At 46.2% G+C, this 15,633-nt stretch carries 11 protein-coding genes and 1 pseudogene; 5 read left to right on the top strand and 7 right to left on the bottom strand.

Annotation, left to right across the window (positions count from 1 at the left end; all coding sequences use genetic code 11):
• Window positions 1-68: 68 nt before the first annotated feature.
• The 4 genes from phnE (ACN6NF_RS21445) to ACN6NF_RS21430 all read right to left on the bottom strand — a co-directional run bounded on the left by phnE (ACN6NF_RS21445) (window position 69) and on the right by ACN6NF_RS21430 (window position 3,554).
• Window positions 69-866: a phosphonate ABC transporter, permease protein PhnE gene (gene phnE, locus ACN6NF_RS21445; protein ID WP_474319502.1), complete on the bottom strand. Its 798-nt coding sequence runs from the start codon at window positions 864-866 to the stop codon at window positions 69-71.
• Complete coding sequence (gene phnE / locus ACN6NF_RS21440) at window positions 863-1,717, bottom strand: phosphonate ABC transporter, permease protein PhnE (protein WP_474319501.1); 855 nt, start codon at window positions 1,715-1,717, stop codon at window positions 863-865. The genes phnE (ACN6NF_RS21445) and phnE (ACN6NF_RS21440) overlap by 4 nt, the downstream gene beginning before the upstream one ends.
• Window positions 1,714-2,484, bottom strand: coding sequence for a phosphonate ABC transporter ATP-binding protein (gene phnC / locus ACN6NF_RS21435; RefSeq protein ID WP_474319554.1), 771 nt, complete (start codon window positions 2,482-2,484; stop codon window positions 1,714-1,716). Before phnC ends, phnE (ACN6NF_RS21440) begins: the two co-directional genes overlap by 4 nt.
• Before the next feature lie 101 nt (window positions 2,485-2,585).
• The gene (locus ACN6NF_RS21430) at window positions 2,586-3,554 is read right to left on the bottom strand and encodes a phosphate/phosphite/phosphonate ABC transporter substrate-binding protein (protein WP_474319500.1); all 969 of its coding nucleotides are present in this window, start codon (window positions 3,552-3,554) and stop codon (window positions 2,586-2,588) included.
• A 254-nt stretch (window positions 3,555-3,808) separates the two neighbouring features.
• Here ACN6NF_RS21430 and ACN6NF_RS21425 point away from each other — a divergent pair, with 254 nt between their 5' ends.
• The 4 genes from ACN6NF_RS21425 (at window position 3,809) to ACN6NF_RS21410 (ending at window position 10,327) form a co-directional block, all read left to right on the top strand.
• The gene (locus ACN6NF_RS21425) at window positions 3,809-5,716 is read left to right on the top strand and encodes a bifunctional 2',3'-cyclic-nucleotide 2'-phosphodiesterase/3'-nucleotidase (RefSeq protein WP_474319499.1); all 1,908 of its coding nucleotides are present in this window, start codon (window positions 3,809-3,811) and stop codon (window positions 5,714-5,716) included.
• A gap of 247 nt (window positions 5,717-5,963) precedes the next feature.
• Entirely contained in the window at window positions 5,964-7,370 is a 1,407-nt protein-coding gene (locus ACN6NF_RS21420; protein WP_474319498.1) for a DNA-binding protein, read from the top strand.
• Between the two features lie 197 nt (window positions 7,371-7,567).
• Window positions 7,568-8,377, top strand: a complete 810-nt coding sequence (gene thiD, locus ACN6NF_RS21415) for a bifunctional hydroxymethylpyrimidine kinase/phosphomethylpyrimidine kinase (RefSeq protein WP_474319497.1) — start codon at window positions 7,568-7,570, stop codon at window positions 8,375-8,377.
• Between the two features lie 252 nt (window positions 8,378-8,629).
• Window positions 8,630-10,327, top strand: coding sequence for a M3 family oligoendopeptidase (locus tag ACN6NF_RS21410; protein WP_474319496.1), 1,698 nt, complete (start codon window positions 8,630-8,632; stop codon window positions 10,325-10,327).
• 154 nt (window positions 10,328-10,481) lie between these two features.
• On the opposite strand, the gene ACN6NF_RS21405 is transcribed toward ACN6NF_RS21410, so the two are convergent.
• Entirely contained in the window at window positions 10,482-11,456 is a 975-nt protein-coding gene (locus ACN6NF_RS21405; protein ID WP_474319495.1) for a ring-cleaving dioxygenase, read from the bottom strand.
• Window positions 11,457-11,718: 262 nt separating this feature from the next.
• On the opposite strand from ACN6NF_RS21405, the gene ACN6NF_RS21400 reads away from it, so the two are divergent.
• Window positions 11,719-12,249, top strand: a complete 531-nt coding sequence (locus ACN6NF_RS21400) for a GNAT family N-acetyltransferase (RefSeq protein ID WP_474319494.1) — start codon at window positions 11,719-11,721, stop codon at window positions 12,247-12,249.
• A 111-nt stretch (window positions 12,250-12,360) separates the two neighbouring features.
• Here ACN6NF_RS21400 and ACN6NF_RS21395 read toward each other — a convergent pair.
• Window positions 12,361-14,896: pseudogene (locus tag ACN6NF_RS21395) on the bottom strand (ABC transporter permease).
• Window positions 14,893-15,570, bottom strand: coding sequence for an ABC transporter ATP-binding protein (locus ACN6NF_RS21390; RefSeq protein WP_474319493.1), 678 nt, complete (start codon window positions 15,568-15,570; stop codon window positions 14,893-14,895). Before ACN6NF_RS21390 ends, ACN6NF_RS21395 begins: the two are co-directional and overlap by 4 nt.
• Window positions 15,571-15,633 lie beyond the last annotated feature (63 nt).

The raw sequence follows: 15,633 nt of genomic DNA, 5'->3' as shown, positions 1-15,633 counted from the left end.
CAAGTAAATGGGAGCATAGCATGTCCCTTTTACACAGGAGAGGCTTTTGTTAGGAAAGAGATGTTTAATTATACAATCCGTTTGCGTAGCCAGCCGGATATCAGATCCGTCAAAATGATCAAGACTACAATGCCGAGTAAAATGACGCCTACACGGTTCCAGTTGCGCATTTGGAGTGCAAACAGCAGCGGAGTTCCAATACCACCTGCACCAACCAGACCGAGCGTGGTTGCGGACCGGATGTTAATTTCAAAACGATAGAGCGAATAGGAAAGAAACTGTGGAATCACCTGCGGCAGCACGGCGAAGAAAATGACCTGCCAACGGTTGGCACCGCACGCGATCAAAGCTTCTTGCGGCCCGTGATCGACACTTTCAATCGTTTCTGAGAAAAGCTTGGCCAGCATGCCAATGGAGTGAATGCCGAGGGCAAGCACACCTGCAAACGAGCCGGGACCTACGGCTTTAATGAATAGAATGGCGACGATCATTTCGGGAAATACCCGAATGATACTAAGTACAAACTTCCCGCTGCCTGATAAGGGGCGTAGACGGGTCATATTGCTGGATGCCCAAAAGGCAAACGGAAGACAGACAAATGCGGACACGAAGGTTCCGAGCACTGAAATGACCAGTGTATCCAGCAACCCACGCAGCAAGTCCTCCCCCTCAGGGATGTAGACAAATGACCAGTCGGGATGAAGAAAGCCGTCCAATATTGCGACAGAGACGCTTTTGGCCGTCCCTTGTAATCCTTCAAACTGCATCCCGCGAAAAGCCCAAATGTAAATGATAATTAGCAGAATAGCTAACGCCCAAAAGCGCAGGCGGGAGCCAATAGGTCTGCGAAGCGTAGGATCATTCATAATAACTTCCTCCGTAGCAGGTTACTGCCGTAATCAATCGCAAGGACGATGACGAGGGTCAGTAGAATAATAATGCTTGCCCGGTCATATCGGAACAGCCCAAGGGAACGGTCAAGCAGCAGACCGATGCCACCCGCGCCGACCAGTCCCAGAACAGAAGCTGCGCGTACATTAACCTCAAAGGTGTATAGCAGATACGACACAAAATAAGGCAGTGCCTGCGGAACCACACCAAAGGCGATGACTTGAATGCGGCTTGCGCCAACAGCGGTCATGGCCTCCAGTGGCCCGGGATCAATGGCTTCAATCGCCTCAAAGGTCAGCTTGGCTATGATCCCGAAGGAGAAGAACAGCAAGGCGAGCATTCCTGCGAACGGTCCGATGCCGAATACAGCCACAAAGATTGAGGCAAACAGCAAATCGGGAATCGTCCGTACCAGGTTCAGAATCGTGCGCATCGGCAGTGAGATTAGCTTGCGCGGCATCACATTATAGGAGCACAGCAACGCGACAGGGATTGCCAATATGGCTCCCAGTGTCGTACCGACAATAGCGATCTGGATCGTTTCCAGCATCGGTTTCCAGATGATAGGCAGGTAACTCCAGTCAGGAGGAAACATTTCTTCCAGCAAATTGCCCATCTCCGGTAAGCCAAGGATCAATTGGTAAGGCGTGGCATCCGTATGAATGGAGCAGGCTATCAGCACCACGATAAAAATCATCCAGGTAGCGTAACGCTTATAACGTCCTGGCAAAGGTGGCCCTACGGGCGGTTTGCCTGGCTGCGGTGGTCCAGCAGATGGTGACGGTTGCGTCGAAGAGAGCGGCTGGGCAGTAGAGTCGGGCTTCATGATCCCACTCCCAGCAGTTCATCATGCTTGATGGCCCGGCCGTAGATCTCCGCAAAGGCTTCATCCGTAGCCTCCTCCGGTGTGCCATCAAAGACGACTTCTCCTGCGCGTAATCCGATGATCCGTGTTGCATATTCGCGCGCCAGATCAATGAAATGCAGATTGACAATGGTCGTAATCTGCATTTCCCGGTTAATTCGCTGGAGATCGTCCATCACCTGGCGGGTGGTCAGCGGATCAAGCGACGCGACAGGCTCGTCTGCCAGAATGATTTTAGCCTCCTGCGCCAGAGCACGCGCGATGGATACACGCTGCTGTTGGCCACCGGACAACTCATCGGCTCGGCTATAGGCTCTTTCGCGGATATTCACGCGTTCCAGCGCCGTTAGTGCCAGTTCGATGTCTTCCTTCGGGAAGAGACCAAGAATGGTCCGCAGCGTCGAATGATAACCGACGCGGCCCGAAAGTACGTTGCGAAGCACCGTCGAACGCTTAACCAGATTGAAGCTTTGAAAGATCATGCCGATATCACGGCGAATGCGCCGCAGCTCGCTGCTTCCAGCAGACGTGACAGACCTGCCGCCTACAACGATGTCGCCGGACGTGATGTCATGCAGTCGGTTAATGGAACGCAGCAGAGTGGACTTACCTGCACCGGATAAGCCGACAATGACGACCATTTCTCCCTCCTGAATCGTCAAATTAATATTATTCAACCCTTTGGTGCCGTTCGGGTATGTTTTCGATACGTTTCGAAATTCGATCATATGCTCCCAACTTTCTCCCCGATGGGGTGGAATGAAAACAACACCGCCATGAATACATGGACGGTGCTGCCCTGTCATTCTTAAAGCCTGTTTCGTAGCTGTTACTTTACCGCTTGGCCGACAGCTTCGGCGTATTCACGCACAGAATCGAAGTTTTTATCGTCGCCCTTCTCATAACCTACATGGGTGTAAATTTCTTTAATGATTTCGCCGCCCTCAGGATCGTTGGCAATGTCCATAAAGGCTTGGGCGATTTTGTCTCTCCACGTTTGATCCATATCGGAACGTACGCTGACGGTGTCATTTGGAATTTTAGCTGTGTAATGAATGACACGTGTCTTTTCAAATACGTCCGAGATTTCCTTCTTCACTGTGTTACGTGCATCCTGGAAAACAGCGACAGCATCAACCTGACCGTTCAGCAGTGCCAAAATAGCAGCGTCGTGGCCTTTGATCGTCACACCCTGCACATCTGTGTCCGGGTCCACACCAGCTTTTTTCAGCTCTGCTGCGGGGTACACATAGCCTGCGGAGGAGGTTACATTTTGCCAGCCAACCTTCTTGCCTTTCAGATCAGCCAGACTTTGAATCGGAGAGTCCTTTTTCACCACGATCATTGCTTTATAAAAGTTTACTTTTTCAGTCGTGTCCTTGCCTGTAGTATCTTCAATGCCATAGCGTTGAGCTTGCAGGAGCAAGTCGGCTGCTTTACGGTTATCGTGTGCCAGTACATAAGCGTTCGGCGGAAGGAATCCTACATCTACCTGTTTGGAAGACATGGCTTCCACAATCGTATTGTAATCAGGAGATACGGTTACTTTTACCGGAATTCCGAGCTTGTCCCCCAGCAGCTTTTCGAGCGGTTTTGCCTTGGCTTCGAGCGTATCTGCATTTTGAGAAGGGACGAATTGTACCTTTAACTCCTTAGGAACATAGGCTGTACTTTCGTTTTTAGAGCCATCTGTACCTGGAGTGGAGGCGCTGTTGTTATTGCTTGCATTTGAGCCACAAGCGGCTAAACCCGCTGCCAGTGTGAAGGTCATGCACAAGGTCAGTGCTTTTTTGAACAAAATAATTTCCCCCTAAACATCGTAATAACGAAAATTAAAAAAACCTGTAAATTCAGTGACAAACCAAATCTTAACAGCTAGTCCCGCAGCTAGGGTAAAAACCACTCCTGACTTTGGTAAAAATGATGTAAAATTTATCATTTGCCAAAGACGATATGCGGTATTTATGCGAATTGCATATTTTAACATTCTCTTAACAGTGCTCTGTTAGACTTGTTCAAGCTCTATGACCGAAGCTGAGGGAGAGAACAAGATTGGACCAATTGGACATTAATGATAAGACAGGGCAGGAGAATACAGGTGCTGTAAGGGTGAAATTCCGTATTATGATTACAACCGATCTGCATGTCAGTTTGTGGAATTATGATTATTATACAGATCAGGAAACGCTGTATTACGGTCTGGCGCAAACCGCTAGTCTGATTCACACAGCTCGGGCAGAGGTGCCCAATCACCTGCTGCTGGATAACGGAGATGTAATTCAGGGGAATCCGATGGGAGATTATGCTGTACAGCGGCTCCAACAGAACCCAAGCGAGGTGCATCCCGCCTATAAAGCCATGAATCTGCTGGGGTACGAGGCAGGCAGTATTGGTAATCATGAATTTAACTATGGGTTGGAATATTTGCAGACCTGCCTTCGAGGAGCCCAGTTTCCTTTTGTGAATGCCAACATCTATATAGCGGGAGAGGAAGAACAAAACTACTTCACGCCTTATCTATTGCTGGATAAGACGGTAGAGGATGAAACAGGCGCTAAGCATCTGCTGAAGGTGGGAGTCATCGGCTTTGTGCCTCCGCAAATTATGCAATGGGACAAGGCATGGTTGGAAGGGAAACTTATCGTCAAAGATATGCTGGAAACCGCCAGACGGTTTATTCCAGAAATGCAGGCGGCGGGAGCTGATCTCATCATTGCGATGCCCCATGCAGGCTTTGAGGATATTCCCGAAATCCCCAATATGGAAAATGCGGTGCTGCATCTGAGCAGGGTGGAAGGGATCGATGCCATTGTGTTTGGTCATGCCCATAAAGTATTTCCCGGCCCTTCGTTTATAGGTATGACAGGTGTGGATACAGAGCAGGGCACCATCCATGGCATTCCAGCAGTAGAGCCGGGCTTCTGGGGAGATCATCTGGGTATCATTGATCTGGATCTGGCCCTTATTGGAGGGAAGTGGCAAGTGGCTGCATCTGCTGCCGAGGTACGCCCGGTGTATGACCCGATACGCAAGGAAGCACTCGTCCAACCAGATACTGCTATTCAGCAGGCGGTAGCAGATGAACATGCTGGAACACTGGAATATATTCGTGCACCTGTAGGTCGAACGACGGTAGCGGTGAACAGCTTTTTTGCCCAGGTGATGGATGATGCTTCGGTTCAGCTCGTGAATGATGCACAAATTTGGTATGTGAAACAGCAGCTACAAGGGAGCGAGTATGAAGGGCTGCCCGTTCTGTCGGCAGCAGCTCCTTTTAAAACAGGTGGCAGATATGGTCCGGCGTATTATACCGATATTCCCGCAGGGACGCTGGCGATAAAGCATATCGCCGACCTGTACAATTTTCCGAATACGCTGCATGTCGTTCGACTGAGCGGGGCAGAAATTCGGGAATGGCTTGAGTGGTCGGCCGGTCAATTCAGGCAAATTGATCCTTCGGCAGAGGAGGAGCAAGAGCTGATTAATTCTGAGTTTCCAAGCTTTAATTTTGATATCATCGATGGCATCGAGTACCAGATTGATGTAACACAGCCAGCCAGATATGATGCTGCCGGGGAACTAAAGGACCTAGATGCGCACAGAATCATTCATATGTCTTTTGATGGAGAACCAATGGATATGCAGCGGAATTATCTGGTTGTTACGAATAACTATCGCGCATTCTCCTCTGCGCTGGTTAATCCGGGTGGAGAGCGAATTATACTGGCTTCACCGGATGAGAACCGACATGTGCTGACTGAGTATGTGCGGCATATGAAGACGTTGACGCCAAAGGCCGACGGTCACTGGTCCCTCGCCCCATGGTCGGGTCGTCCACATGTGACCTTCCTAACCTCGCCGCAAGCAACGAATGTTGACCATGCTTATTCTGAATTGCTCTATGAAGGACTGACGGCAGAAGGATACGCTAAGTTTGCTCTAGATTTTCGTCAATTTTAAAATATTTTGCAAGTTATTGTCCTCTAAGTCCACAGCATCAAAATAATAGAAAAAGACTGTCTCTCAGAGGACGGCCTTTTTTCATAAAAATGATTTAAAATCGTACGAAATTCGTGATTTTGTATGTCCTGGGTCGCGTTTTAAAGTTATTGACCTCTCGTATAAATAGACATATACTTTGATTAAACAAATTTTGGTTTAAAAGGTAATGAAAAAGTCACCATCATTCGTTTGAGGGGGTGTCCCTTTGGAAAAAAACACCACGATCCGCGCAGAAATAGAAAAGTATATTCAAAGTGAAGGCATTTCGATGCAATGTTTTGCAGATGCTTCTAAAGTAAATCCTGGTACACTTAGCGGTATACTTAACCGAAACCCGCCCCGCCCTATTTCAGTGAATCAGCTTGATCTGATTACTGAGGCGATGGGATTGGAAGAAGGATCTTTGTTCGAGATGTATGTAGATGAGTGTTTTATTCATTCCTTGCCACACTGGAGGAGGTTGCGTCCGTTTCTTCTTCGTTGCTCAGAGTTGAACAAGCTGGACTGTATACGCAGAGTACTTGGTTATTTGATGGACGATTTATCGAATATTCCAGCCATTTTTGAGACCGCAGAAGCGATGTTTGAGGATGGCCGACATGAAGCCTCCATGCTTTTGTATGATTGTGTCATTGAAAGTGAGAAGTATACCCACTCCGAACGGTTGGCGATAAGCTATTTTCGCATATTCCAGATTCAGATTAAGGATAACCAACGGAACTTGAAGGCTGCTGTACAATTCCATTTGTACCGTAGTCGTCTGCCGGAAATTTATGCACTGGAAGGCTTACATATGCTAGCTCAAGTGTTTGCTTTAAAAATGCAATGGGCCGAGATGGAAATGTATGCGGACGAGCTGAGAGAGCTGGCGCAGGCATTGTACCGCAATCGGAACCGCTTTGGAGATGAGCACCTGGAGCTGCTTAAGCCGCTCGTTTATTACTATGCTCAGGGACATCTGCTCAAGGCCAGCTGCTATGAGCTTCAGGGTAGATATGAGGAATCCAAGCAATGGATTGAAGGTTATGCAGATTTGAGCTGGTTTGAGGGTTTGGACGAGGAAGGCTGGAAAGTAGTTAACCTGCATCGTGTATATGCACAGGGCAACAGACTTTGTATAGAAATCAAAATGGGCAACACTTCTGCAATCTATGAATATATTACTTACCTGCGCGAGCATCCGGATGAGACATTGGAAGGCTTGAATACGTTGCTTGAATCAGCGAATCGGTTTGGTTATTTTGTGGATGCCGAGCTGGAGCTGTTCAACCAGCAACTCAAGAGCTTCTGGGAGCTTGCACCGGAACAATGGGACACACATTATCGTAAGCACTTTAATTCATTTCGCTTTGCCTCCTTTTGCAAGGTGTATGCGGAATATTATTTTCGAAAAGGCGATTACCCCAAGGGCTTAGGACAAACACTGCATTGCCTGCAATTGTCTGTCGACAACAGCTATACCGAACATATCATTGGTTGTATGGCTTTATTTGAGCAGCATCGGAATTTTGCTACCCCAGAACAGCAGCAGTTGTATCAGAGTCTTTGCCTCGGCGTACGGGCAAACGAAAAAAACCATGCCTATGATCATAGTGCTAGTGGGTATTTATAATTCTATAATTCATTCAAATTCTTCATATAACACGTACTTACGAGGATGTTCTCATTTCAAAGGGGGATGTTCTCGTTTTTTAGCTGTTGCTGGTTCATGTGACTTTTCGTATGGAAAGGACTGTTTTGCGCGTTGACAAGTTTCGCATGCAGGATTAGGATAAATGCAGCACAGAAAGTGAAGGAGAGCATGTACTAATGACGATTCCCAAAACACTAACGATAGCCGGCTCCGACACAAGCGGTGGAGCAGGTATTCAGGCGGACCTGAAAACCTTTCAGGAGCTTGGCGTATATGGCATGACTGTATTGACTACTGTAGTTGCGATGGAACCTAAAACTTGGAACCATCTTGTATATCCTGTTGCGTTGGACGTGGTTGAGGCGCAGCTACGTACTGTATTGGAAGGTATCGGTTTTGATGCGATGAAGACTGGTATGCTGGGTTCCGTAGATATCATCGAACTGGTTGCCAGCCATTTGAAAAAGCATGATTTGAAACGGATTGTGATTGACCCGGTTATGGTCTGCAAAGGCACGGATGAAGTGCTCCAGCCAGAAAATACAGAGGCCATGCTGGAATTGTTGATTCCTGGCGCTGATCTGGTAACACCAAATTTGTTCGAGGCTTCGCAGTTGGCGAAGAATGGACCGATTACCACACTGGAGCAGATGCAGGAAGCGGCTGCTATTATCCACGAGCGTGGTGCTAAGCATGTACTGATCAAGGACCGTGGCAAAGTTCGTGCAGGTAAAGCAATGGATCTGCTGTATGACGGAATCACTTTTGACTGGTTTGAAGCGGATGTTGTACAAACCAACTTTACCCACGGTGCAGGCTGTACCACTTCGGCCGCGGTAACGGCTGGTTTGGCACAAGGGCTGACTGTGCGTGAAGCTGTGGACCAGGCCAAGAAATTCATTACACAGGCCATTGAAGGTGGCTTCAAGTTAAATGAATTTGTCGGTCCGACCCTGCATGTAGCACATCGTTTGCAAAATCATTAAAGCATGAAAGTCTGCCATATTAAGGAGACTTATAAATCTCCACCAGACTGTATATATATTACTGTATATATATTTAGGTTAATATAGATAATGACAGCTATGATATATAGAATTAGCCTAGGCTTAAAAGCCGCAATACATGGTATTGCGGCTTTTAAGGTTGTATTATTTTGGTATTCCAGCTTCCAGTTTGGTCTAATCGTACTGTATAATAGGCATCAGATTTATTACATTAAAGGGGGAAACGAAGCAATGACATTATTCAGCGAAATGGCTTACAGCCGGCCAGAGCAACCTGAAATTGAACAGCGGTTTAAAACCCTGTTGCAGCAGTTTCGTGAAGCGGACAGTGTAGAACGTCAAAATGAAGTTATTCATGCAATTAACAAGCTGCGCAGTAACGTAGATACGCAATTGCAATTGGTGGAAGTTCGGCACTCCATTGATACGGAAGATGCGTTTTACAAAGCAGAGCAAGAGTACGCTGATGATTTCATGCCGGTTATTCAGGAGTATGTAACCGATTACTACCGTGCATTGGTAGATTCTCCATTTAGAGCCGAGTTGGAGAGCCAATGGGGCAGCCAGCTTTTCAGTATTGCCGAGGTAGCGCTTAAGTCGTTCCACCCGGATATCATTGAGGATTTACAGCAGGAAAATAAGCTGACCTCGGAATATGCTCAATTGATTGCCTCAGCGAAGATCCCGTTCGAGGGGGAAGAACGCACATTGTCTCAGCTCCTACCTTTTGAAATGGCAACCAATCGCGAGACCCGCAAACAGGCCTCCGAGGCCAAATATCAATTTATGAGTGAGCATGAGGACGAGCTGGACCGGATTTATGATGAATTGGTGAAGGTGCGTACACGCATAGCACACAAGCTGGGCTATGACAATTTCGTAGAATTGGGCTATGCCCGCTTGGGACGTACAGATTACAATGCAGAGATGGTAGCCAATTTCCGCGAGCAGGTGCTGAAGCACATCGTTCCTCTGGCAACCAAGCTGAAAGAGCGCCAACGCGAGCGGATCGGAGTAGATCAGCTTCGCTATTACGACGAGGGCTTCAACTTCTTGTCAGGCAATCCTACGCCCAAAGGCGATCCGGACTGGATTCTTCGTAATGGAGCACGTATGTATGAAGAGCTTTCACCGGAAACACATGAATTTTTCAGTTTTATGGTCGAGCGTGGACTGATGGATTTAATCAGTAAAAAAGGCAAGCAAAGCGGAGGCTACTGTACATTTTTGAGCGAATATGGCACGCCATTTATTTTCTCCAATTTTAATGGGACATCCGGTGATATCGACGTATTGACTCATGAGGCAGGTCATGCCTTCCAGGTCTATGAAAGCCGACATTTTGAAATTCCCGAGTACCACTGGCCGACCATGGAGGCGGCTGAAATCCATTCGATGAGTATGGAGTTTTTCGCATGGCCTTGGATGAAGCTGTTCTTTGAGGAAGACACGGACAAATATCACTTTGAACATCTATCTTCATCGTTGCTGTTCGTGCCTTACGGCGTAGCCGTAGACGAATTCCAGCATGCCGTATATGAACATCCAGACTGGACCCCGGCCGAACGTAAAAGTGCATGGCGTTCCATTGAACGCAAGTATAAACCGCATCTGGATTATGAAGGCAACGAGTACCTCGAAAAGGGCGGATTCTGGCACAAGCAGGGCCATATTTTTCAATCTCCGTTCTATTATATTGACTATACGCTGGCACAATTATGTGCATTCCAGTTCTGGAAGCGTATGGGCGAAGACCGAGCGGCAGCATGGGAAGATTATTTGAAGCTGTGTCGTGCCGGAGGAAGCCGATCCTTTACCGGATTAGTTGAGCTGGCTGGACTGATCTCGCCGTTCCAAGACGGCTGTATCGCCTCTGTGATCGGAGAAATTGAAGCATGGCTGAACAGCGTGGATGATAAAAAGCTGTAAGTACAGCCAAAAAGGGCATTTCGCTTGCCTCTCAAAGCTGGAAAGCTTGTAGATGAGATGCTTTTTTAAATGAAAACAGAGCAATTACACGAAAAAAGCCGGGAATCTCTACATGATGTAGAAGTCCCGGCTTTGTGTGATTTTAGAGCTAACCCTATTCATGTTTGGTGTTGAGCGGCTTGAGATTGGCTTCAATCGATGCACGGCGCGGCTCCAAGAATGGAGGCAGTGCCAGCGATTCGCCCAGAAACTCTAATTCCTCGTCGGTGTCAAAGCCGGGTCCATCGGTAGCCAATTCAAACAGAATGCCATTTGGCTCACGGAAGTACAAGGAACGGAAATAAAAGCGATCTACAAAACCAGAGTTGGAAATTTGCAGCTGCCCAATACGGTCTACCCACTGTTTGAGCTCTTCCTCGGTTTCAACACGGAAAGCGACGTGATGCACACTGCCGCGTCCTGGTCGCTCTTGTGGCAGATCGTTGCGCTCTTCCAGATGGACTTCAGTTCCTGTACCGCCTTCACCTGTTTCGTAGATAACCACATCCGGTTGTCCGGCAACAGGGGAAGGGTAGGAGCCTTTTTTGCGGAAGCCCATCACTTGCTCAAGAATGAGAATGGTATTCTCCGCTTTGGGAATGGTCAGATGAACCGGTCCAAGTCCAACAATGCCGTATTCTGCTGGGACAGGGCTTTTCTCCCAAGGCGTGCCGCCGCGCACTCCGTTGTCATGCTCATCTGAAACGAGGAAGAAGCGTTGTCCTTCAAAATCCTCGAACGAAAGCGCCAAGCGTCCTGCTTGATCTATAATTTCACCATGCTTCACATCCAGCTGCTCGAAGCGGTTTTTCCAATAATCCAGAGACTTGTCGTTCGGTACACGCAGAGAGAGCGCTGAAATGCTGTTATTCCCTGTACGCGTTTGTCCCGCATGTGGAATTTCAAAGAAAGTGACTTCCGTACCCGCGGTTCCGCGTTCATCTCCATAAAAAAGGTGATACACACTAACATCGTCCTGGTTCACCGTTTTCTTGATCAACCGAAGTCCCAATACCTGAGTATAAAAATCAACATTTTTAGCCGCTGCCGCTGTAATCGCTGAAACGTGATGTAATCCTAACAATTTCATATTATTTGCCCTCCTTGGTTTTTATATGATTAGGTTTTTCAAAGCAAAATAAACCGTCGTTGTAAACTTTTCTTTATATTTATTATCTTGATATTAAGATATATTATTTTTGATTGTTTGTCAACATGAATTGCGATCTTGCTACAATACAGTTTCTTGATGGACAAAAATTGAATTCGAAATAATGCAAAAGCAGATACAATAAGGGATCATATAACCTAACATAGAAATGAGCATTTTATGATTTAAAGGGGTGTGCGCGATGTATACGGATAGGGATTTAACGATTAGGCCTGTTACAGAACAAGACCTACATGCGCTGTGGACGTTAACTTATAAGGAAGAAGCACCGGAATGGAAGCGATGGGATGCACCCTACTATGAACATAAGACGCTTTCTTTTGACGAGTATTTAAAAGAGAAGGAAAAGCGAATCGGGCAAGATGACTTTTGGATCATTGAAGTGGAAGGCAAGATCATTGGATCAGTAAGCTACTATTGGGAGCATCAGCCTTCCCAATGGCTTGAAATGGGGATAGGTATCTATGATTCGGGGTATTGGAGCGGGGGCTATGGTACGAGAACACTTCGATTGTGGATCGACCATTTGTTTAATACATTGCCTCTAGTAAGAGTAGGCTTTACAACCTGGTCAGGAAACCAGCGGATGATGAAGGTTGGAGAGAAGCTGGGCATGACCCTCGAAGCCAGGCTTCTCAAGTGCAGATATTATAATGGAAAGTATTATGATTCGATCCGAATGGGGCTTTTACGGGAAGAGTGGAGGGGATAGTTGTTCTGCAAATAAGAACCTTTCTAAGCATAAAAAGATGACCTCTGAATGGATCAGAAGTCATCTTTTTTGACGCTCATGGGTATTTTGCTTGCTTATTTTTAGGTGCAACTACTCTGATTCTCGAAGTCGCTCCACAATACTTTGTTTGTTATTCATAGAATAGACTGCTACTGGTATCAGTATCCCAAGCAAGAAGAGTAAAGGCAACAAGACTAGAAGTGGCCAAAGTATAAAGTGATAGCTTAAAAGCCATAGCAAGCTGCAAAACGGTTTTACAATCAAAAGAGAAAATAAGGCTGCCAATAGAATAGAGGTCAGGCTGGTGGCACAAACATAATATAGTCCTTCATAAATCAGCATTCCCCGCAATTGCCGTTTAGTCATGCCTATGCTCTGCAACATAGCAAATTCATTGCGCCGGGTCAGTATGCTGGTTAAAATTGCATTTAAAAAGTTCAGGATACCTATCAGGCCAATAATCAAGCTAAGCGTGCCACCGATCAACTCAACAGTGGTTTGCATACCTGATAAAGCGTCCCTTGATGTAATTTTGGATTCGTAGTTCGTCATCGGTTCGATTGCTTCAGTGTAGCGCTTCAAAAAGCTCTGCATTGACGCTTCCTGATTTGAGGATACATTAAAGGCGTAGCTCATCACAGCAGGCTCTTTTACAAGTGATTTGTATATTTCCGCAGGGAGGTAAAAGCTATTATAGCTCGAAAGGCGATTCGAATTGGTGGATTTGATACCCACATGACCAAGCACTGTAAACTTTTGTGTAATATACTCTCTACCCAATGGAGCTTCATTTGCTGTTCTCACATAACTATGCAAAATAACGTTCTCGCCCACTTTATGATGAATGCTTTCCATGTAAGGCTTGTCGTTGTCGTTCAGTTCGACTCCCTCCAGGATATACTTACCGGAAGCCAGTTTCTTAAAATCAAGCTCGCCATCAATCAATTGCAGTCGATGCAGGGGCAAATCTTCCAGCCCATACACGTCTATAAGGAAGTTGCCGTGAGCGTCAGTGTTCTGGGTATCATCCGTAATTCCCTTTGTATTTTCAGCCGTGAAAGCTGTTGGGTCACCGTACAATCGGCCGCCTTCTTCGAAGCCTGGTTGTGCCTGTACAGCCTTAATAAAACTTTCGGTGGTCCCATTTTCTTGCCCACTAAAACTGCTGGGAATCTGGAAATATTCAGCATGAGCAATAAGAAAATCGGTATCATTAAATTTGGCTAAAAATTTATCCATATCAAAGCTCCGAGATAGTGTGAAGGCAGTGTTCAGAAGGACCAAGCTTAAAGAAAGACTTATAACCACTAAAACGGTGCGTTTTTTATTACGCCCCAAATTGGAACGAGCCATGAGGTGGATTTTTGCACCTCCGGTTGATTTTTTCAGCCTGCCATTGCTCTTGTTTATCCCACCTGTGTATCTGACTGCTTCTACCGGCGATACGGACGAAGCAACTCTGCCTGGCTTGAAAGTGCTGATCATTACGGTAATGAATGCGAACAAAGCCGATCCTATAAAAATCCATGGGTTGGGGGATACCGATACCTCGGTACCGTTATATACACTCATATTTATGATAAAAGGCACGAGCGATTTACCGACAAAAAAACCTGCTATCAATCCGATCGGGATTCCTAGCGCTGATAGAATCAGTGCTTGTCTACGAATAATCCGGCGGATTTGCTTGCGAGTTGTACCGATCGTCTTTAAGAGACCGTAAAAACGGATATCTCGCATCACTGATATTTGGAAAATATTATATATAATTAAATAACCGGTAAACATGATCAGTAACAGGGCAGAAGTTAACGCTATGATGGTCTCTGTATCTAAACTAAAATTAGTCGAGATGTATGCCCAATTTACATTATTTGCGATATAGTTCGGTGCATCTTCGTCAAGTGAAAAACCGCTTTCGGTAATCACTTTATTGAGCTTTCCTCGCAAATCAAAACTGTTGTCGAACATCATATATGCACTAATGGTTCCTGTATGGAAGTGATCCTTTTTATAGTTGCCTTGTAATTCCTTGGCATGAGCATCGACATAGGCTTTAGAAGCGCATATTTGCCCTATGTTAACCACAGGATCACTTTTCCACCAGCCGGAGAGGATAAAATCACGCTGTACTTCTTTACCTCGCAAGTCAAGTTTTAGCCTCAAAGGTGCTCCAACCCCCCAATAGCTGCAACGTCTTGGAGTCTGCAATTACTTCGTTTTTCGCCACAGGCTTGTGCCCCGCATTAAGTTCAATTAAACCGAGCTTCAACCCTACATCATCGTAATACCAGAATTCCGTATGGCGTTTTAGGAAGCTATCGTTTTTAACTCCGTCGCTTAATATACGGTTATAAGCAATTTCCTTGATCAATGGATGATCCTTGACATGATTAAATTCATCATCCGTTATATATTTAAGTACGGCATGTCCATCTCCACCGGACTGTCGCATATTTGCCCGTTGTAAGTTTTCAACAGCACCGAGCCCCAAGGTGTACAACGTTGTAAATAACAATGAAGTGAGAGCTATGGCAACAATGGCAAAGAGGTTACGGGCTTTGTTTACTTTGAAGCTCTTATCTGCCAGATTACGGATCGTTTTTTTATTTCTAACCTGAATCATTTGCCTTCACCACCGACCATTTTACCGTCCTCAATCCGAATAATCCGGTCTGCCATTTGGGCAATTTCCTCGTTGTGCGTAATCATCACCATCGTTTGGCGGAACTGTTGACTGGATACTTTGATCAGCCCCATCACATCCAGACTGGTTTTACTGTCCAGGTTCCCGGTGGGTTCATCTGCTAGGACAATGGCGGGTTTGGCTGCCAGTGCTCTGGCAATGGCTACACGCTGCTGCTGGCCCCCTGAAAGATGGTTGGGCAGATTATTCAGCTTATGGTCAAGCCCCAAGGTATGTACAATTTTATCTATGTGGGTTTTGTCCGGTGCTTTACCATCCAGTTCAATAGGAAGCACAATATTTTCGTAGACATTTAAAACAGGCACTAGGTTGTAATTTTGAAATACGAAGCCAATTTTTCGTCTGCGAAATATAGTCAATTCTTCATCTTTCAATGTGAAAATATCTTTACCGTCAATCGTAACGTTTCCACTTGTCGGACGATCAAGTCCACCCAGCATATGGAGAAGGGTAGATTTGCCGCTCCCGGATGTACCGACAATGGCCACAAATTCTCCGCTTTCCACCTCCAGGTTCACTCCATCTAGGGCATGAACAGCGGTATCCCCGTTACCATAATACTTCTTCAACTCCTGAGTTTTTAACAGAGTCATTCATTTCTCCTCCATGATAAATAGTCTGTATCACCAATACTTCGCAATACAGACTTTACCATA

The sequence above is a fragment of the Paenibacillus sp. TSM33 genome (genome assembly GCF_056099025.1).
This window is presented reverse-complemented; position numbering and strand designations above follow the sequence as displayed.